12 protein-coding genes are annotated in these 19,139 nt (G+C 70.0%); 8 read left to right on the forward strand and 4 right to left on the reverse strand.

Features of this window, described 5'->3' with window-relative positions; translation table 11 throughout:
• Positions 1–19 precede the first annotated feature (19 nt).
• Positions 20–817, forward strand: coding sequence for an ATP-binding cassette domain-containing protein (locus tag ACLBKU_RS04895; protein WP_410178413.1), 798 nt, complete (start codon positions 20–22; stop codon positions 815–817).
• The gene (locus tag ACLBKU_RS04900) at positions 817–2,358 is read left to right on the forward strand and encodes an ABC transporter permease/substrate-binding protein (RefSeq protein ID WP_410178414.1); all 1,542 of its coding nucleotides are present in this window, start codon (positions 817–819) and stop codon (positions 2,356–2,358) included. The genes ACLBKU_RS04895 and ACLBKU_RS04900 overlap by 1 nt, the downstream gene beginning before the upstream one ends.
• 98 nt (positions 2,359–2,456) lie before the next feature.
• Here ACLBKU_RS04900 and ACLBKU_RS04905 read toward each other — a convergent pair whose 3' ends face one another.
• From ACLBKU_RS04905 to lgt, 3 genes are read right to left on the reverse strand one after another with little or no spacing between them, the layout of a single operon-like run.
• Positions 2,457–2,873 carry a DUF2147 domain-containing protein gene (locus ACLBKU_RS04905; RefSeq protein WP_410178415.1) on the reverse strand — a complete coding sequence of 139 codons (417 nt, stop codon included), beginning with the start codon at positions 2,871–2,873 and terminating at the stop codon, positions 2,457–2,459.
• An 11-nt stretch (positions 2,874–2,884) separates the two neighbouring features.
• Positions 2,885–4,654, reverse strand: coding sequence for a class I SAM-dependent methyltransferase (locus ACLBKU_RS04910; protein ID WP_410178416.1), 1,770 nt, complete (start codon positions 4,652–4,654; stop codon positions 2,885–2,887).
• Positions 4,558–5,445, reverse strand: a complete 888-nt coding sequence (lgt, locus tag ACLBKU_RS04915; protein WP_410178417.1) for a prolipoprotein diacylglyceryl transferase — start codon at positions 5,443–5,445, stop codon at positions 4,558–4,560. Before lgt ends, ACLBKU_RS04910 begins: the two co-directional genes overlap by 97 nt.
• Positions 5,446–5,623: 178 nt before the next feature.
• Here lgt and ACLBKU_RS04920 point away from each other — a divergent pair, with 178 nt between their 5' ends.
• The 3 genes from ACLBKU_RS04920 (at position 5,624) to ACLBKU_RS04930 (ending at position 12,582) form a co-directional block, all read left to right on the forward strand.
• Complete coding sequence (locus ACLBKU_RS04920; protein ID WP_410178418.1) at positions 5,624–7,345, forward strand: class I adenylate-forming enzyme family protein; 1,722 nt, start codon at positions 5,624–5,626, stop codon at positions 7,343–7,345.
• 20 nt (positions 7,346–7,365) lie between these two features.
• Entirely contained in the window at positions 7,366–10,128 is a 2,763-nt protein-coding gene (locus tag ACLBKU_RS04925; protein ID WP_410178419.1) for a [protein-PII] uridylyltransferase, read from the forward strand.
• Between the two features lie 114 nt (positions 10,129–10,242).
• Positions 10,243–12,582 carry a TonB-dependent receptor gene (locus ACLBKU_RS04930; protein WP_410178420.1) on the forward strand — a complete coding sequence of 780 codons (2,340 nt, stop codon included), beginning with the start codon at positions 10,243–10,245 and terminating at the stop codon, positions 12,580–12,582.
• A 158-nt stretch (positions 12,583–12,740) separates the two neighbouring features.
• Here ACLBKU_RS04930 and ACLBKU_RS04935 read toward each other — a convergent pair whose 3' ends face one another.
• Positions 12,741–13,400 (reverse strand): YggS family pyridoxal phosphate-dependent enzyme, encoded by a 660-nt coding sequence (locus tag ACLBKU_RS04935; protein WP_410178421.1) that lies wholly within the window; start codon positions 13,398–13,400, stop codon positions 12,741–12,743.
• On the opposite strand from ACLBKU_RS04935, the gene ACLBKU_RS04940 reads away from it, so the two are divergent.
• The 3 genes from ACLBKU_RS04940 to ACLBKU_RS04950 all read left to right on the forward strand — a co-directional run bounded on the left by ACLBKU_RS04940 (position 13,399) and on the right by ACLBKU_RS04950 (position 19,107).
• Entirely contained in the window at positions 13,399–13,959 is a 561-nt protein-coding gene (locus tag ACLBKU_RS04940) for a thiamine phosphate synthase (RefSeq protein WP_410178422.1), read from the forward strand. The genes ACLBKU_RS04935 and ACLBKU_RS04940 overlap by 2 nt on opposite strands.
• Before the next feature lie 107 nt (positions 13,960–14,066).
• The gene (locus ACLBKU_RS04945; protein ID WP_410178423.1) at positions 14,067–16,481 is read left to right on the forward strand and encodes a DNA translocase FtsK 4TM domain-containing protein; all 2,415 of its coding nucleotides are present in this window, start codon (positions 14,067–14,069) and stop codon (positions 16,479–16,481) included.
• 244 nt (positions 16,482–16,725) lie between these two features.
• Entirely contained in the window at positions 16,726–19,107 is a 2,382-nt protein-coding gene (locus ACLBKU_RS04950; RefSeq protein WP_410178424.1) for a TonB-dependent receptor, read from the forward strand.
• Positions 19,108–19,139 lie beyond the last annotated feature (32 nt).

Here is a 19,139-nt window from a genome sequence, read left to right on the forward strand (position 1 = left end):
CCGCTAATCCTCGGCCCGAATGACGACCGCGCCGCCCCTGCTCCGCTTCGACGGGGTGATCTGCCGCTTCGGCGAGGTCACGGCCGTTGGCTCGCAGGGTGGGGGCGGCATTTCCTGCGAGATCGCCAAGGGCAGCTTCGTCGCGCTGGTCGGCGCGTCGGGATCGGGCAAGTCGACGCTGCTCAAGACCGTCAACACGCTGGTGCACCCCTCGGAAGGGCGCGTGCTGTTCGGCGGCGAGGACGTGAGCACGCTGCCGCCCGCCCGCCTGCGCCGCCGGGTCGGCTACGTGTTCCAGGGGATCGGGCTCTTCCCGCATTTCTCGGTCGCCGAGAACATCGCCATCGGACCGCGCCTCGCGGGCGAGAAACTCCCGCCCGAACGCATCGCGGAGCTCCTCGCGCTGGTCGAGCTCGATCCCGGTTACGCCAGGCGGATGCCCGACGCGCTCAGCGGCGGGCAGCGCCAGCGGGTCGGCGTCGCGCGCGCGCTCGCGGGCGGGCCGGAGCTGCTCATCATGGACGAGCCCTTCGGCGCGCTCGACCCGGTCACCCGCGACGCACTGGGTCGCAAGGTGCGCGAGCTTCACGACACGCTGGGCCTCACCACCGTCATGGTCACCCACGACATGGCCGAGGCGCTGCTGCTGGCCGACCGCGTGCTGGTGATGGATCGCGGCGCGCTGGTGGCCGACGCCACCCCGCAAGGCCTGCTCGCGGGCGAGGGCGGCGCGGTCGCCCAGCGGCTGGTGCGGGTGCCGCGCGAACAGGCCGAACGGCTCGCGGCGATGGAACTGCGCGGAGAGGAGCGCGGCTGATGCAGGAGATCTGGGAGATCCTCCCCGGCCTCGGCGACAAGCTCGCCGCGCACGTCGTGCTGGCGGCGAGCGCGATCGGCCTCGCGATCCTCGTCGCCCTGCCGCTGGCGGTGTGGGCGAGCCGCTCGGCGCTGGTCGCGCGCCTCGTCCTCAGCCTCGCGAGCCTCGTCCAGACCATTCCCGCGCTCGCGCTGCTGGCGCTGTTCTTCCCGCTGCTCTTGTCCTTGCGCGCGGTGTTCGGCGAGGGGTTGCCGACGCTCGGCTTCCTGCCTGCGCTGATGGCGCTGACGCTCTACGCGCTGCTGCCGATCCTCAGGAACGCCGTCACCGCGCAGGCCAATCTCGATCCGGGCGTGCTCGAGGCGGCGGACGGCGTCGGCATGACCCGCTGGCAGAAGCTCGCGCTGGTCGAGGCGCCGCTGTCGGCCCCGTTCATCATGGCCGGGATCCGCACCGCGAGCGTGTGGACGATCGGCGCGGCGACGCTTGCCACCACGATCGGCCAGCCGAGCCTCGGCGATCCGATCTTCGCTGGCTTGCAAACCCAGAACTGGGCGCTGGTGCTCGCCGGGTGCCTCGCCAGCGCGGGGCTCGCTCTGGCGGCGGACAACCTGCTGTGGGTGATCGAGGTCGGTCTCGCGCGGCGCTCGCGGCGGATGACCTCGGGCGGGATCGCGGTGGTCGGCCTCGGCATCCTCGCCGCGCTGTGGGCGCAGGGCGCGGGCAGCAGCGGCGAGCGGCCGGTGATCATCGCCGCCAAGTCCTTCTCCGAGCAATACGTGCTCGCGCAGCTGATCGGCCGGCGCCTCGAGGCGGCGGGCTACGCGGTCGAATACCGCGACGGGTTGGGGAGCGCGGTGCTGCACTCCGCAGTCGCCAGTTCCTCGGTCGACATCTCGGTCGACTACACCGGCACGATCTGGACCAATTACCTGAAGCGCACCGACAACCCCGGGCGCGAGGCGATGTACACCACGATCCGGGAGTGGGAGGCGCGCGAGAACGGGGTGACGGTGCTCGGCCGCCTCGGCTTCGAGAACGCCTACGCCTTCGCGATGCGCGCCGACCGGGCGCGGGCGCTCGGCGTCACCTCGCTCACGGACCTCGCGCGCGTGGCCCCGCACCTCACCGTCGGCGGGGACCCGGAGTTCTTCGAGCGCCCGGAATGGATCGCGGTGCGCGACGCCTATGGCCTCAGCTTCGGCAAGAGCCGCAACTTCGCGCCGACCTTCATGTACAACGCGCTCCAGTCCGGCGAGGCCGACGTGATCAGCGCCTATACCTCGGACGGGCGGATCGCCGCCGACCGCCTCGTGGTGCTCGCCGACCCCAAGGGCGCGCTGCCGAGCTACGATGCGCTGCTGATGCTCAGCCCCCGCATCGCGAAGGACAAGCGGGTGCGCGCGGCGCTCGAACCGCTGCTCGGGGCGATCAGCGTCGAGGCGATGCGCGAGGCGAACTACGCGGTCGACCGCAAGGGGGAGGGCAAGCTGTCGCCAAGACAGGCAGCGGAGGTGCTGGCGAGGACAGCGGGGCTTTAGGAAGTGCCCACCCCTGACCCCTCCCGCAGGCGGGAGGGGGACTTACAACTCCAATACTCCCCTCCCGCCTGCGGGAGGGGCAGGGGTGGGCCTGGCCGCTACCCCACCTTCTTCCACACCTGCGTCTGGCAGAACGGGCCGACGCAGCCCTTGACCTCGAGGGTCTTCGCATCCTTGCGGCGCACCTCGGAGGTGTAGGTCTTGCCCGACTTGGGGTCGTAGACCTGCCCCTTCCACACGTCGGCGTCGGCGGCGAGGCCGGTGAGGATCGCGGTGCCGATCAGCTTGCGGCTGCGCTTGGCCGGGTCGGCATTGTTGACGTCGCGCTGGTCGTTGCCGCCCTTGGGGAGGATCAGGAACTTCTCGATCGTCCCGCACAGCGCCTTGCCGCACCGGGCGATGGCGACCACCGCGTCCTTCTCCCCCGTCACCCAGCGCCCGGTGATCGGCTCGGCCGCGAGCGCGGGAACCGCGACGGCGAGGCCCACAGCGAGTGCGACAACTTTCCTTCTCATGCCCGTCATCCTCATTCGAAACCGACCCCGAACGGCCAGCGCCGCCCGCAGATCCCGAGCACCTTGAAGAGTGTGCCCATCTGACTGTCCTCGACCAGCCGGTCGCGCTGGCGCCTGATCACCTGAGCCTCGCGCGGATTGCGCCGCTGGAGCGCCTCCATGCGCGTGTCGATCCCCATCTGGCGCAGCCATTCGCCCTGATGCTGGAGCCCCATCAGGTCCGCGCCGTTCTCGACCGCGACCTGCGAGAGCAGCTCGAAATCGACGTGGGCGGTGATGTCGGCCTCGCCGGGATGGGCGAAGATGTCGACCTTCCGGTGCGACTTCAGCGCCTGCACGGTCGAGCCCGAGCGCAGTTCCATGTGCCCGTAGTCGATCACCAGCGCCGCCCCGCCCTGCTCGCGCAGGCGGCGGGCGATCTCGGCCATCAGCGCGACGCTCGCCGGGCTGGTCTCGATCATCGCCCCCTGCGCCGCACTCGTCCAGCTCCTCGGCACGAGATGGTCCATCCGCTCGCGCCCGGCGACGAAGGTGAAGGCCTCGCCGTCGAGCCCGACCATCCGTTCGAACCACCCGTCGGCGGCGCGCACCAGCTGGTGCACCGGCAGGGCGTCGAAGAACTCGTTCGCGACGATCAGCAGCGGCGCGTCGTCGGGCAGCGTGGTGAGGTCGTGGTGATGGTGGCAGCCCGGGAAGGCCTCGCGCTGGAGCTTCCTGAGGCTCGCCGAGGTCTCGACGAAGTGCACTTCGGGCGCGAAGTCGTAGCGCCGCGCGGCGCCCAGCGCGTCCTTTGCCAGCGTGCCGCGCCCGGGGCCGAGCTCGACATAGTGGATGCGCTTGCGGCTCCCCATCCGCACCCACAGGTCGGCGAGCCACAGCCCGATCAGCTCGCCGAACATCTGGCTGATCTCGGGCGCGGTGATGAAGTCGCCCTGCTCGCCGAGCGGATCGCGGCTGGCATAGTAGCGCGCGTTGCTCTCGCCGATATACTGCGCGAGGGAGATCGGCCCGGTCTCGCGGATCAGGCGCCGGAGCGAGGCGACGACGTCGACATTGGCGCGGGCGCGCATCTCCTCCTCGAGCCGCGCCTGCTCGGCGGCGGCGGCCTCCTCGGCCTCGCGGCGGGCCTGTTCCTCGGCGGCGAGGCGGGCGGCCTCCTCCGCGGCGAGACGGGCGGCTTCGGCGGCCGCGGCTTCCTCGGCCTCGCGCCGGGCTTTCTCCTCGGCTTCGCGGCGCGCCTTCGCTTCGGCTTCCTTGCGCGCCTTCTCCTCGGCCTCGCGCCGGGCCCTCTCTTCCGCCTCGGCCTTGGCGCGAGCCTCCGCCTCCGCGCGCGCCCTGGCTTCGGCCTCCTTGCGCGCCTTCTCCTCGGCGGCGCGGCGGGCCTTCTCCTCCGCTTCCGCCTTGGCCTTGGCTTCCGCCTTTGCCTTGGCCTCCGCCTCCGCGCGCGCCCTCGCTTCCGCCTCGGCTTTCGCCCGCGCTTCCGCTTGCGCCTTCGCTCGTGCCTCGGCTTCCTTGCGCGCCTTCTCCTCGGCCTCGCGCCGCGCTCTGGCTTCGGCTTCGGCCCTTACGCGGGCTTCCGCTTCCGCCTTGGCGCGGGCCTCGGCCGCGGCTCGGGCGTCCGCGTCATCGTCGCCCGCCGGGTCGATCAGGCGGAGGCTGCTCCGCCACACCCGCGCGCCGCCGGTCAGGCCGGCGCCGTGGTCCCCGCCGCCAGCGGCTTCCTGCGCAGCGCGTAGATCACGACAATCAATCCAGTCAGGATAAGCGGTATGGTCAGCCATTGCCCCATCGATAGCCCGGTGCGGGCCGCAAAGTCAGCCAGTTGTTTGTCCGGCTCGCGGAAAAATTCGACGATGAAGCGCGAAAGCCCCATGCCCACCGTGAACACTCCGGCGAGCAGCCCCGGGCGGTAGCGGGCGCGGGTTTTCCAGAACAGCAGCAGCATCACCACGAGCATCGCCAGCCCCTCGAGCCCGGCCTGGTAGAGCTGGCTCGGATGGCGCGGCAGCTGGAGGGGATCGGTGGGGAAGACCATCGCCCAGGGCACATCGGTCGGCCCGCGGCCCCACAGCTCGCCGTTGATGAAGTTGGCGAGGCGGCCGAGCAGCATCCCCATCGGCACGCCGACGCTGACATAGTCGACGACGCGGATGAAGTTCAGCTTGTCGCGCCACGAGACCCAGGCCATCGCCACGGTCACGCCGATCAACCCGCCGTGGAAGCTCATCCCCCCGTCCCACAGCCGCAGCAGCTTCCAGGTGACGAAGCCCTCGCCCGCGAAGCCCGTCCACAGGCTCTGGTCGTAGAAGGCGGCATAGCCCAGCCGCCCGCCGAGAATCACCCCGAGCGTGCAGTAGAAGAACAGGTCGTCGGCGTGGCGCTGCGCCATCGGCGCGCCGGGCTGCTTGAGCGCGACCGAGGTGTGCCAATAGGCGAAGATCACCCCCAAGAGGTAGGCGAGCGAGTAGAACCGCAGGGTGAAGAACCCCAGCTCGATCCCCGGCTTCAGCCCGAGGCTCGCCCACTGGATCGGTTCGGCAGCGACGCCGCTTGCGGCAAGTAGTGACAGCACGAAGCGAACCTCTTATTGCAATGATATGCCGTATCGGCGGGCCGGAGGAGGGCCCCGGTCGCGCTGGCGCTTCTGGCACAGCATCCGGGGCAGGGGAAGGGGCCGGGGACGCCGGGCGGGACTGGGACAGGCCGTCCGGATACCGGAGCGCCGCAAAAAGAGAGAGAGGAAACCACGCATGCCCACCCAGCTGGACAATGCGCTCGAGAACATCATGGCCGCGCTGACCGCCGAGGGCCAGCCCTTCGCCACCGTCCCCTTCGAGCGCGACGGGGTCACCATGCCGGCCTTCGCGGGTGCGCCGCCGACGCTCGCGCACTATTTCGCGCATTTCGCGAACCAGAACGGCGCCCTGCCCTTCCTCGTCGACGGCGACATCCGTCTCACCTTCGCCGAGACCTACGCCGCCGCCACGCGCGTCGCAGAGGGCCTGGCGACGATCCACGGGGTCCAGAAGGGCGACCGCGTCGCCATCGCCGCGCGGAACTCGGCCAACTGGATGATCGCCTATATGGGGATCATCATGGCCGGCGGCTGCGCGACCCTGCTCAACGGCTTCTCCTCCGGCGACGAGCTCGCCTACGCGATCGACCTTGCCGAGGCGAAGCTGGTGCTCGCCGACGAGGGCCGCGCCGCGCGTCTGGAAGGCCACGATCACGCCGCGACGGTCGTGCTGTTCGGCCACGGCAACGCGCCCGCCGAGGGGCTCGCCGCGACCTGGGCCGAGGGCACCGGCACCGCCACCGCGATGCTCGGGCAGCTCGGCCCCGATGATCTCGCGACGATCCTCTACACCTCGGGCTCGACCGGCAAGTCGAAGGGCGCGTGGTCGGATCACCGCGGCGTGGTGAACGGCATCATGAACTACGTCGCCCAGTCGGCGATGGCCAAGGTCCACGTCGAATCGCAGGGCGAGGTGCTCACCGAGCAGCCCTGCGCGCTCGTCGCCGTGCCGCTGTTCCACGTGACGGGCGAGATCCCGCTGTTCCTTCAGAGCTTCGCGATCGCGAGGAAGCTCGTGCTCATGCCCAAGTGGGACGCCGGCCTCGCGATCCGGCTGATGGCCGAGGAGCGCGTCTCCTACTTCGTCGGCGTGCCGCTGATGAGCTACGAGATCGCCAATCACCCCGACCGCGAGAAGTACGACCTGTCGGCGTGCAAGAGCTTCGCCGCGGGCGGCGCGCCGCGCCCGGTCGAGCACGTGACGCGCATCAAGGAGGCTTTCCCCGGCGGCTTCCCGCTGCTCGGCTACGGCCTCACCGAGACCAATGCGGTCGGCTGCGGCAACTTCAACGAGAACTACCTCGCCAAGCCGGGCTCGACGGGGCGCGCCTCCAAGCCGCTCGTCGACCTCAGGATCCTCGACGATGCCGGCAACGAGCTCCCGCAGGGACAGGTCGGCGAGGTGTGCATCCGCTCGGTCTGCAACTTCCGCGGCTACTGGAAGAACGAGGAGGCGACCCGCGCCGCCTTCACCGACAGCGGCTTCTTCCGCACCGGGGACCTGGGCTATCTCGACGCGGACGACTACCTGTTCATCGTCGACCGCAAGAAAGACATCATCATCCGCGGCGGCGAGAATATCTCCTGCATCGAGGTCGAGGACGCGATCTACGCGCATGACGACGTCGGCGAGGCTTCCGTGTTCGGCCTGCCGTGCGAGCGCTTCGGCGAGGTGCCGGCGGCGGTCTACGCCATGAAGGAAGGCCGCCCGCGGCTCGCCCCGGCGGAGCTGCGCGCCTTCCTGCTCGAGCGCATCGCGCCCTTCAAGGTGCCGCTCGAGGAGCACATCTGGCTGGTCGAGGAGGCCCTGCCGCGGCTCGGCACGCAGAAGATCGACAAGCGCAGCGTCAAGGCGCGCTTCCTCGCAGTCGCGGCGCAAGGGGCGGTCGCCGCGTGACCCGGCCGTGAGCCCGCCCCGTGTCTCCTAGGCGCGTCCCCGGGCAGCGCGCGATCATCGACCGGCGCGCGCTCGCCGAGGAGATCGCCGCGCTCCACGAGGCGCAGGGGACGGCCGCCCGCCCGGCGATCGTCGCCGCACTGAAGATGGCGCTCGACGAGGGGCGCGTCGAACTCGCGCGCCGGCTCGAGGAGACGCCGTCGGCCGGGCACGAGGTCACTGCGGGCTTCTCCTTTCTGATGGACCAGCTGCTGCGGGTGATCCACGATCACGTCACCACGCACCTCTATCCCGTCCCCAACCGCACCCAGGCCGAGCGACTCGCGATCCTCGCCGTCGGGGGCTACGGCCGCGCCGAGATGGCGCCGCATTCCGATGTCGACGTCGCCTTCATCACCCCGAACAGGCGCGCGCCGTGGTGCGAGCAGGTGATCGAGACGATGCTCTACCTGCTGTGGGACCTAGGCCTCAAGGTCGGCCACTCGAGCCGCACCGTCCCCGACACGATCCGCATGGCGAAGGAGGACCTGACGATCCGCACCGCTCTGCTCGAGGGGCGGCTCGTATGGGGCGAGCAGGCGCTCTACGAGGAGCTGCGCGCGCGCTTCTGGAACGAGGTCGCGCGCGGCAGCGAGCGGCAGTTCCTCACCCAGAAACTCGCCGAGCGCGACGCGCGGCACAAGCGCATGGGCGACAGCCGCTACGTGGTCGAGCCCAACGTCAAGGAGGGCAAGGGCGGGCTGAGGGATCTCCAGACGCTCTACTGGATCGGCAAATACGTCCACCGCGTCGGCAGCGCCGCGGAGCTGGTCGACGTCGGCCTGCTCACCGCCGCCGAATATCGCAGCTTCCGCAAGGCCGAAGGCTTCCTGCTCGCCGCGCGCTGCCACATGCACCTCATCACCGACCGTGCCGAGGACCGCCTGACCTTCGACCTCCAGCGCCAGGTCGCCGAGCGGATGCTGTTCGCCGACCGCCCCGGCAAGAGCGCGGTCGAGCGGTTCATGCAGTACTACTTCCTCCAGGTGAAACGGGTGGGGAGCCTCACCGGCGTGTTCCTCGCGCACCTCGACGAGGAGATGGCGAGGAAGCGCCCGCGCACCGGCTTCTTCGCCGGCTTCACCCAGCGCCCGCGGATGCTCAAGGGCTATATCGTCGATGCCGGCCGGATCCGCGCGCCGGGCGACGACTGGTTCCGGCAGGACCCGGTGCGGCTGATCGAGGTCTTCCAGCTCGCCGAGGCCGAGGGGCTCGAGGTCCACCCCGAGACGATGCGCCAGGCCGGACGCGACGCGCGGCTGATCGACGGCAAGCTGCGCCGCGATCGCCGCGCCAACGCGCTGTTCCTCGAGCTGCTCTCGGGCCGCAAGGACCCCGAGACCGCGCTCCGGTGGATGAACGAGGCGGGGGTGTTCGGCCGCTTCGTGCCCGATTTCGGCCGGGTCAACGCGCAGATGCAGTTCGACATGTATCACCACTACACCGTCGACGAGCACACCATCCGCGCGATCGGCCTCCTCTCGCAGATCGAGCGCGGGCTGCTCGCAGGAGACCACCCGCGCGCGACCCGCGAGTTCCCCAAGCTCGCCTCGCGCCGGGCGCTCTATGTCGCGGTGCTGCTCCACGACATCGCCAAGGGGCGCGGGGGCGATCACTCGGTGCTCGGCGCCGAGGTCGCGCACCGGCTGTGCCCGCGCTTCGGGCTCGATGAGAAGGAGACCGGCCTCGTCGCCTGGCTGGTGCTCCAGCACCTGCTGATGAGCCGCACCGCGCAGAAGCGCGACCTCACCGACCCCAAGACCATCGAGGATTTCGTCGCCGAGGTGCAGAGCCTCGAGCGGCTGCGCAACCTCGCGATCCTCACCGCGGTCGACATCCGCGCCGTCGGGCCGGGGACCTGGAACTCGTGGAAGGGCCAGCTGCTCGGCGAGCTCTACGATGCCGCGCAGGAGCGCCTCCGGCTCGGCCACAAGGGCACCGGGCGCAAGCAGCGGGTGACGGCGAAGAAGGATGCGGTCGCGCAGCTTCTGGGGCCTGCGCAGGACCACCTCGTCGACGGGATCGGCGCGCTGCTCGGCGATGCCTACTGGATCGCCGAGCCCGAGGACATCATCGCCAGCAACCTCGCGCAATACGACGCCGCCGAAGCCGCAGGCGAGGCGCTCTCGATCCATTGCGAGGTCGACGAGACGCGCGGCGCGACCCGCGTGAGCGTGATCGCCGCCGACCACCCGGGCCTGTTCTACCGCATGGCGGGCGGCATCCACCTCGCCGGCGCGAACATCATCGACGCGCGCATCCACACCGCCAAGAGCGGCTATGCGGTCGACAACTTCCTGGTGCAGGACCACAACGCCCAGCCGTTCCGCGAGGACGCGCAGATGGCGCGGATCGAGAAAGGCATCCGCGACGCGCTGCTCGCGCAGGTCGAACTGGTGCCCAAGCTTGCCGCGCGCCCGCTGGCGCATTCGCGGGCGAAGGCCTTCGACGTCGCGCCGCAGGTCGGCTTCGACAACGACGCCTCGAACCATTTCACCGTCATCGAGGTCACCGCCCGCGACCGCCCGGCGCTGCTCAACCGGCTCGCCCATGCGCTCTACAAGGCGAGCCTGATCGTCCACTCGGCGCACATCACCGCCTATGGCGAGGCGGCGGCGGACACCTTCTACGTGACGGACCTCACCTCGGCCAAGGTCAAGGCGCCCGAGCGCCTCGCCGAGATCGAGGCCGCGCTGCTCGCCGCGGCGAGCGACCAGCGCCAGCAGCAGCTCGAGAAGGCGTAACTGCAACACTTTGAAGATGAAGCGATTTGAAGGTTCGTCGGGGGTGCGCAGATAGGTTGCATCTGTGAAACGTATTGCTATGGGGGCGGCCTTCAACTCAGGGAGAGTTACAAAATGAAGAACCAAACCCCCGTGTCGGGCCGCGTGCGGCTCGGCAAGCTGGCGCTGCTGCTCTCGGCCGCCACGCTGACCCCCTTCGCCGCCGCCGCGCAGGACGCCGACGCGTCGGCCGAGCCCGCGAGCACCAACGCGCTCGACGCGGTCGACGAGATCCTCGTCACCGGCACCAAGACCAAGGATGCCGAGAACGTCCAGGACGTGCCGCTGGCCGTGACCGCGTTCAACGCCGGCACTCTCGAGGCGTTCAAGATCCGCGACATCTCGGGCCTCTCGTTCCAGGCCCCGACCGTCAGCCTCGACCAGGTCGGCACCAGCCGCGGCACCGCCAACTTCACCGTGCGCGGCCTCGGCATCAACTCCTCGATCCCCTCGATCGACCCGACCGTGGGCGTGTTCGTCGACGGGGTGTATCTCGGCATCAACGCCGGCGTGGTGTTCGACCTGTTCGACCTCGACAGCGTCGAAGTGCTGCGCGGCCCGCAGGGCGTGCTGTTCGGCCGCAACGTCACCGGCGGCGCGGTGGTCATCAACACCGGCAACCCGACCGAGGACTTCCGCGGCAAGTTCCGCGCGGCGGTCGACGGCCCGGTCGACGGCGGCCGCGGCGGCGCGAACTACACCGTCAGCGGCGTGATCTCCGGCCCGATCGTCGAGGATACCCTGTTGTTCAAGCTCGGCGCCTACTACAACAAGGACGAGGGCTACTTCCGCAACCTCTTCAACGGCGACAACCAGGGCGCGGCGGAGACCAAGATCCTGCGCGGCGCGCTCGAGGCGCGGCTCGGCGGGCTGACGCTGCTCGGCAAGCTCGACTACTTCGAGAGCGACGGCGACGGCCCGGCGGCGCAGAACCGCGGCTTCTTCGACCGCAACAGCTTCGACCTGTCGATCGACGAGCCGGGCTTCTATTCGAACAAGATCTGGACCGGCTCGCTGACCGCGACGATCGACATCGGCCCCGGCACGCTCACCAACGTGTTCGGCTACCGCGACTACGAGGCGGCGACCCGCGGCGACATCGACGCGACCCCGGTGTTCCTGTTCCACTCGAGCACACAGACCGAGCAGGACCAGATCTCGAACGAGTTGCGCTACGCGATTGCGACCGGCGGGCTCGACCTCACCTTCGGCGGGTTCTACTTCAAGCAGAACGTCGCCTATGACGAGAGCCGCGAGCTGCGCCGCGACCTCCCCGTCAACCTGCGTCCCCCCGTCTCCTACGGCGGCGGCCGGCAGGAGCACGAGGTGCTCGGCCTGTTCGCCAACGCCCAGTACGAGATCGTGGACGGCTTCTCGCTGATCGGCGGCATCCGCTGGAACCAGGAGAAGAAGGACGCGGCGGTCACCTACGTGCTCGCCCGCCCGGCCTGCTCGGTGATCGCGCGCACCTGCCCGACCGGCACCCAGCCGTTCAACCCGGCGACCGAGACCAACGGCTTCCGCGACGACGTGACCTTCCGCAACGTCTCGCCCAAGCTCGGCGCGCAGTACGAATTCGGCAACAGCCAGGTCTACGGCCACTGGAGCCGCGGCTTCCGTTCGGGCGGCTACAACTTCCGCATCACCAACGTCGCGATCTTCAACCGCGCGTTCAACGCGACGGGCTCGCTCGGCTTCGACGAGGAGAAGGTCGACAACTACGAGATCGGCGGCAAGTTCCAGACCGCGGACCGCTCGTTCACGCTCAACGTGGCGGGCTATGTCACCAAGGTCGGCAACATGCAGCGCGAGGTGAACCTCTCCGATCCGGGTGCGGGCGTGGTGCAGAACATCCTCAACACCGCCAACGCGACGATCAAGGGCTTCGAGGCCGAGGCGCGGATGCGCGTCTCGCCGGAACTGGCTTTCACCGCCAATATCGGGATCACCGACGCCGGGTATGACAAGGTGCTGTTCGACATCTCGGGCGACGGCCGCATCACCGATGCCGACCTCGACCTGAGCCTGCCGCGCGTTCCTCCCGTCGTCTTCGGCGTGGGCCTGATCCACGACCTCGAGCTCGGCAACAGCGGCAGCCTGCTTACCCGCGTGAACTACCAGTACCGCGACCGGGCGGCCTACACCGACGACAACTTCGGCTGGCTCAACGAGTTGCAGACGCTCGAGGCGAACATCACCTGGACCACCCCGATCCAGGGCCTGTCGCTGTCGATCTACGGTCGCAACCTGCTCGACGAGGTGCAGGAGGGCGGCGACACCCAGGTGCCGTTCGGCGGCCCGCGCTCGGTCGGTGCAGCCAATCGCCGTCCCTTCGGGCCGAACCCGGCGGCGGGCACCTTCTCGCCGCTGATGCGCGGCCGCAACGTCGGGATCGAAGCGCTCTTCGAGTTCTGAGGACCGCGCGAGCGTGACGCAAACGAGGGGCGCCCCGGCAACGGGGCGCCCTTTCTTGTTCGCCTACCGCTTCGCTGCTTGAGGCGTTTCTTGTTCGCCTACCGCTTCGCTGCTTGAGGCGTTTCTTGTTCGCCTACCGCTTCGCTGCTTGAGGCAGGTCAGCGCGCGCCGAACAGCGCCGTGCCGACCCGCACGTGGCTCGCGCCGAGCATCACCGCGGTCGCGTAGTCGCCGCTCATGCCCATGCTGAGGCCCGTCACCCCGTTGTCGCCGGCGAGCTTGGCGAGGAAGGCGAAGTAGGGCGCGGCCTCGGTGTCGGCGGGGGGGATGCACATCAGGCCGGCGAGCGGGATCGCGGTCTGGCGCACCGCGGCGAGGAAGGCGGGCAGGTCGGCAATCGGGCAGCCGCCCTTCTGCGGCTCGTCGCCGATGTTAACCTGCACGAAGCAGGGCACCTGCCGCCCCGCCTTGTCCATTGCCTTCGCCAGAGCGGTGAGCACACTCGGCCGGTCGAGCGAATGGATGCAGTCGAACAGCGCGACCGCCTCCTCGGCCTTGTTCGATTGCAGCTGGCCGATCAGGTGGAGTTCGACGCCGGGATGGGCCTCGCGCAGGGCGGGCCACTTGGCCGCCGCCTCCTGCACCCGGTTTTCGCCGAAGACCCGCTGTCCGGCATCGATCAGCGGCACGATCGCCTCGGGGCCATGCGTCTTGCTGACCGCGATGAGCGTGACCGAGGAGGCCTCGCGGCGAACCGGCTTGCACGCTCGGGCGATGGTGTCGCGGACTTCGGCGAGGCGGGAGGCTGCATTCGTCATGGCGGCGCTCTATAGCGGCTGGGTGACGCGCGCAAAGACCCTCCCCGACCTGTGGCTGATCTCCGACGCACGCAACGACGCGCGGCTGGAGGCGGCCCTCGCCGCGCTGCCGCGCGGTTCGGGGTTGATCTACCGGCACTATCATCTGGACGGTCCGGAGCGTCTCGCCCGCTTCCGCGCGTTGCGGCGGATCGCGAAGGCGCGGGGGCACGTGGTGGTGCTGGCGGATTCGGCGCTCACCGCGCGCGAATGGGGGGCGGACGGGATCTACGGCGCACCCCGCTCGCTCTACCCCCGCCGCGCGGGGCTGCTGCACCTCGCCACCGCACATGACCTCGCCGAGCTGGGACTGGCGCGGCGGCTGGGGGCGGACGCGGCGCTGCTTTCGCCGGTCTTCCCGACCAGATCGCACCCCGGCAGCGGGACGCTCGGACCGGTGCGCTTCCGGCTCCTCGCGCGGCAGGCGCGGCTTCCGGTGATCGCGCTCGGGGGCATGGATGCGCGGCGGGCGAGGGGGCTGCGATGGGCGCGCTGGGCTGCGATCGACGGGCTCTCCTGATCTCTGATCGCCCCCACGCAGGCTCGTCGCCCCATGTCGTTCGTCGCTCCGTCCTTGACCGGACTCCGCCGAGGATTCATGATGTGTTCCACGCAGGAGATCCCCCCATGGCCAGCCGCGCGGCGCCAGTGATGAAACCCGGTCGCCAGACCGATGCCGAATGGCGCGCGGGCCTGCGCCGATCGCTGCGCCGCCTGGCGCAGATGACCGGCGCCGGGCTGCTGCTCGGCGCGGCGGTGTTCCTCGCGCTCGCGCTCGCGAGCTACACCCAGACCGATCCCTCCCCCTCGACCGCTGCCGATCCCGGCGAGGTGAGGAACTGGATGGGCACCGCCGGGGCCTGGGCGGCCGACCGCGTGCTGCTGGTCTTCGGCCTGCCCGGCGCGCTGCTGCTGCCGCTGCTCTATGTCTCCGCGCGCAAGCTGTGGCGCGACGTCGAGAACGGGGACGAGCCCGAGACCACCGCCTGGTGGATGCCCGCCGCGCTGCTGCTGATCGCGATGAGCCTCATCGCCACGGTCCTCAGCCTCGCCTTCGAGGGGCCGGGCGGCACGCTCCCCGCGCAGGCTGGCGGCCTCACCGGATTGCTCGGCGCGAGCGCGGTGCAGGCGATCGCCGCGCGCTTCGGGGCGGGGGCGGAAGGCTGGGTGATCCTCGGCCTCGCGCTGACCAGCCTCGCGGTGGGGGTGGCGCTGCTCACCCGCATCTTCGCGATCGACTGGCGGGTGCTGATGAGCCTGCCCGACTTCCTCGGCGGCGGCACGCTCGCCGGCCTCGCGCGGCGGCTGCCGCTGCTGCCCGGGCGCAAGGCGGTGCCCGCGCTGACCTTCGCCGGGAACGACGCGGACGAGGAGGACGAGGAGGACACCCCCGCCCGCCCGCGCCGCGCCGCCGCCAAGCCCACGCCCGAGGTGGAAGAGCGCCCCCGCCGCGCCCCCGAGATTTCCGACCCCTCCGCCCCGCCCAAGCGCGCCCCCACCGGCAAGACCGCGCAGGCCGACATGTTCGCGCCCTACAAGCTGCCGAGCCTCGACCTTCTCGCCGAGCCGCCCGCCGAGAAGGCGCCCAAGCTCGACAAGCTCGCGCTCGAGCGCAACGCGCGCCTGCTCGAAAACGTGCTCGGCGACTTCAACGTCAAGGGCGAGATCACCGCGGTGCGCATGGGCCCGGTCGTGACCATGTACGAGCTCGAGCCCGCCCCCGGCATCAAGGCGAGCCGCGTGGTCGGCCTCGCCGAGGACATCGCCCGCAACATGAGCGCGATCTCCGCGCGCGTCTCGCCGATCCCGGGACGCACCGTGATGGGCATCGAACTGCCCAACCAGGACCGCCAGACGGTGATGCTCAAGGAGCTCGCTGCCTCGGCCGCCTTCCAGGAGGCGAAGGGCAACCTCCCCGTCATCCTCGGCAAGGACATCGCGGGCGAGCCGATCATCGCCGACCTCGCCGCGATGCCGCACCTGCTGGTCGCGGGGACCACCGGTTCGGGCAAGTCGGTGGGATTGAACGTGATCCTGCTGAGCCTGCTCTACCGCTTCACCCCGTCCGAGCTGCGCCTGATCCTGATCGATCCCAAGGTGCTCGAGCTCAAGATCTACGACGACATCCCGCACCTCTTGTCGCCCGTGGTGACCGAGCCCGCGAAGTCGGTGCGCGCGCTCAAGTGGGCGGTCGAGGAGATGGAGCGCCGCTACCGGATGATGAGCGCGATCGGCTCGCGCAATATCTCGAGCTTCAACGAGAAGGTCGCGGGCGCCATCGCCAAGGGCAAGCCCCTGGGGCGCCGGGTGCAGACCGGGTTCGACCCCGAAACCGGCGAGCAGTTGTTCGAGGAGGAACAGCTCGACTACCAGCCGCTGCCGCAGATCGTGCTGATCGTCGACGAGCTCGCCGACCTGATGGTCACCGTCGGCAAGGAGATCGAGGTGCTGATCCAGCGCCTCTCCCAGAAGAGCCGCGCGGCGGGCATCCACCTCATCATGGCGACCCAGCGCCCCTCGGTCGACGTCATCACCGGGGTCATCAAGGCGAACCTGCCGACCCGCATCAGCTTCAAGGTGACGAGCCGGATCGACAGCCGCACCATCCTCGGCGAGCAGGGCGCGGAGCAGCTGCTCGGGCGCGGCGACATGCTCTACAAGCCCAACACCGGCGCGATGGTGCGCGTCCACGGGCCGTTCGTCAGCGACGAGGAGGTCGAGGCGGTCGCCGACCACTGGCGCTCGCAAGGCGCGCCGACCTATGTCGACGCGGTCACCGAGGAGCCCGAGGACGGCGGCTTCGGCTTCGAGGACGAGTTCACCGCCTCGGACAACCCCGAGGAGCGCAAGTACCGCCAGGCCTGCCAGATCGTGATCGAGAACCAGAAGGCGTCCGGCAGCTGGCTCCAGCGCCAGATGGGCGTGGGCTACAACACCGCCGCCAAGTGGATCGAGCGGATGGAAGAGGACGGCCTCGTCGGCCCCGCCAACCACGTCGGCCGCCGCGAGATCTACAGGGACGCGAACGGGAACCCGCTTTAGCTTGCCGATCGCGCTGACGCGCGATGCAGACCCCCCCGCGCCGCATGACCCCTCCGTCACCGCTTCGCGGTGCCACCTCCCCATCCTTTCAGGACGGGGAGGGACCCACGGGGCGCGATGCAATTGTGCAACGTCTTCAATTCGTAAGCTACGTGTAACGGAGCTTTCATCGACCCGTAGCGCAGCCGTCACCGCCCGGTGCCACGGCGAGGGCCTCTCTCCAGCAACAGGGAAAGCCCAGATCATGAACCGCACCCCGCCCGCCCCCGCACGCTTGCGGCACGCCTCGCTGATCGCGCTCGCCGCCGGCCTTGCCGCCGTGCCGCACGCCGCCTTCGCGCAGGACAATGCCGAGGACGCCGAGGGCCCCGCCAATTCCGGCAACGAGATCATCGTCACCACCCAGAAGATCGAGCAGCGCGCGCTCGACGTGCCGATCACCGTCTCGGCGGTCAGCGGCCAGCGGATCCGCGAGCTCGGCGTGACCGATCTCGACGAGCTGTCGGTCTACGTGCCCGGCCTCAACATCCAGGAGCAGAGCGCCAACAACCCCGGCGTCGTGATCCGCGGCATCACCTCGGACTCGGGTTCGGCGCAGCAGGGGCCGCGCGTCACGCTCTACTACAACGGCGTCGACATCTCGCGCTCGCGCGGGAGCTACCAGGCGATCTACGACCTCGAGCGCGTCGAGGTCATCAAGGGCCCGCAGGCGACGCTGTTCGGCACCGCGAGCGCGGTCGGCGCGATCAGCCTCGTCTCGGCGCGCCCGCGCGAGGGCTTCTCGGCGGAAGTGCGCGGCGGCTACGGCAACTTCAACCAGACGCTGCTCGGCGGCTTCGTCAACGTCGGGAGCGACACGCTCGCCTTCCGCCTCGCAGGCGAGTGGCGCACGCGGGACGGTTACGTGGAGAACCTCAACCCGAACCAGCGCGAGGATCTCTACGCGCAGGACCAGCTCGGCCTGCGCGCCTCGCTGCGCTGGACGCCGACCAGCGACACCACGCTCGACATCATCGGCACCTACGACCAGCAGCGCAACGGCGGCACGCCCTTCATCTCGGGCCGCTTCCCGGCCGCGGCCGGCAGGCCCGGCGGGGCGGCCAATGCCTTCCTTCCGGCCAACCTGAGCGGCAACCCGGCGGGTGCGGCGGCGCTCGGCGACGACCAGCTCGGCCTCAACCGCGAGGTCTACGACATCAGCCTCACCCTCGACCACAAGTTCGCCGATGACTGGTCGTTCACCACCGTCAACGGCTACCGCGAATTCGACAGCCGCGAGCTGTTCGACGCCGACGGCACGGCCGCGCCGTTCCTCGAGTTCGCCGAGATCGCCGACGGCTGGCAGATCAGCCACGAGGGCCGCTTCACCTACACCGGCACCAAGCTGCGCGGCAGCTTCGGGTGGAACGCCTTCATCGAGGACGGCCGCCAGAACGTGCCCTTCGCGACCGAAGAGGGCACCTTCCTCCAGTGCCTGAGCTCGCTGTTCGGCAGCCCGCTGATTCCGGGCATCGCCTGTGTCGCGCCCAACGGCACCGTGCCCGCGAGCGGCGTGACCGCGATCGCCACGCAGGGCGCCTTCACCGCGATCCCCTACAGCTCGGTGTTCGAGAACCAGGGGCGCAACGAGGCCTATTCGGTGTTCGCCGACGCGACCTGGATCCCCTTCGAGAAGCTCGAACTGACCGCGGGCGTGCGCTTCCTCAGTGAATACCGCCGTTCGGGCTTCTTCGCCCGTGCGCCGATCTCCTTCCTCAGCCGCGCGCCGCTGATCCCGGGGCAGATCGACACCGAGGGCAACACCTTCGAGGCCGACGATCGGTTCGAGGCGTGGCTGCCGCGCGTCAACGCGCTCTACCGCGTGTCGGACGACCTCAACGTCTTCGCCACCGTCTCCAAGGGCCGCCGCTCGCCGGTGGTGCAGGTCGGCGCGGCGCGCAGCGGGTCGCGGGTGGTCGCGAACGTCCAGAACGTCGCCGAGGAGACCGTGTGGAACTACGAGGGCGGTTTGAAGCTCGCCACCGGCCGCGTCTCGGGGTCGATCGGGGTCTACTACCAGGTCTACAACGACTTCCAGGTGAGCGTGCAGGAGCGTGACGCCAACGGCAACCCGACCGGCCGGACCGTGACGCAGAGCGCCGGCAAGGCCTCGAACCTCGGGGTCGAGGCCGAGCTCGCGGTCGACGTCACCGACTGGCTGACGGTGTTCGGCAATTTCGGCTACATCGACGGCGGGATCGACAAGAACAACGACTTCGCCCCGCAGTTCTCGGGCGCGCGCTTCCGCCTGCAGCCCGAATGGCAGGCCGCGGGCGGGTTCACCATCGACAAGGAGCTGGCCGGCGGCGTGCGCCTCTTCGCCACGCCCTCGATCACCCACCGCAGCCGCATCTTCTTCGAGGTGCCGAACAACCCGCTGATCTCGCAAGGCCCGGTGACGCTGGTCAATGCCCGCGCCGGGGTGAGCTTCGCCGAGAACCGCTACGAGGTCGCGGGCTTCATCCGCAACGCCTTCAACGAGGACTACCTCCTCGACGCGGGCAACACCGGCGGGGCCTTCACGATCCCGACCTTCATTCCCGCCGAGCCGCGCTTCTACGGGGTGGAAGTCACCGCCAGGTTCTGATCGTCACGCCCTGTTCGGGTGGACAGCGGGGG

Source organism: Erythrobacter sp. NE805 (assembly GCF_046452355.1).
GTDB lineage: Bacteria > Pseudomonadota > Alphaproteobacteria > Sphingomonadales > Sphingomonadaceae > Erythrobacter.

Excerpts from the sequence above, each read along its gene's own strand:
- ACLBKU_RS04920 (WP_410178418.1), top strand. The coding sequence starts at position 5,624 with ATGCCCACCCAGCTGGACAATGCGCTCGAGAACATCATGGCCGCGCTG.
- ACLBKU_RS04935 (WP_410178421.1), bottom strand. The coding sequence starts at position 13,400 with ATGACGAATGCAGCCTCCCGCCTCGCCGAAGTCCGCGACACCATCGCC.
- ACLBKU_RS04905 (WP_410178415.1), bottom strand. The coding sequence starts at position 2,873 with ATGAGAAGGAAAGTTGTCGCACTCGCTGTGGGCCTCGCCGTCGCGGTT.
- ACLBKU_RS04950 (WP_410178424.1), top strand. The coding sequence starts at position 16,726 with ATGAACCGCACCCCGCCCGCCCCCGCACGCTTGCGGCACGCCTCGCTG.
- ACLBKU_RS04910 (WP_410178416.1), bottom strand. The coding sequence starts at position 4,654 with ATGGCTGACCATACCGCTTATCCTGACTGGATTGATTGTCGTGATCTA.
- ACLBKU_RS04930 (WP_410178420.1), top strand. The coding sequence starts at position 10,243 with ATGAAGAACCAAACCCCCGTGTCGGGCCGCGTGCGGCTCGGCAAGCTG.
- ACLBKU_RS04940 (WP_410178422.1), top strand. The coding sequence starts at position 13,399 with ATGGCGGCGCTCTATAGCGGCTGGGTGACGCGCGCAAAGACCCTCCCC.
- ACLBKU_RS04945 (WP_410178423.1), top strand. The coding sequence starts at position 14,067 with ATGGCCAGCCGCGCGGCGCCAGTGATGAAACCCGGTCGCCAGACCGAT.
- ACLBKU_RS04895 (WP_410178413.1), top strand. The coding sequence starts at position 20 with ATGACGACCGCGCCGCCCCTGCTCCGCTTCGACGGGGTGATCTGCCGC.
- ACLBKU_RS04900 (WP_410178414.1), top strand. The coding sequence starts at position 817 with ATGCAGGAGATCTGGGAGATCCTCCCCGGCCTCGGCGACAAGCTCGCC.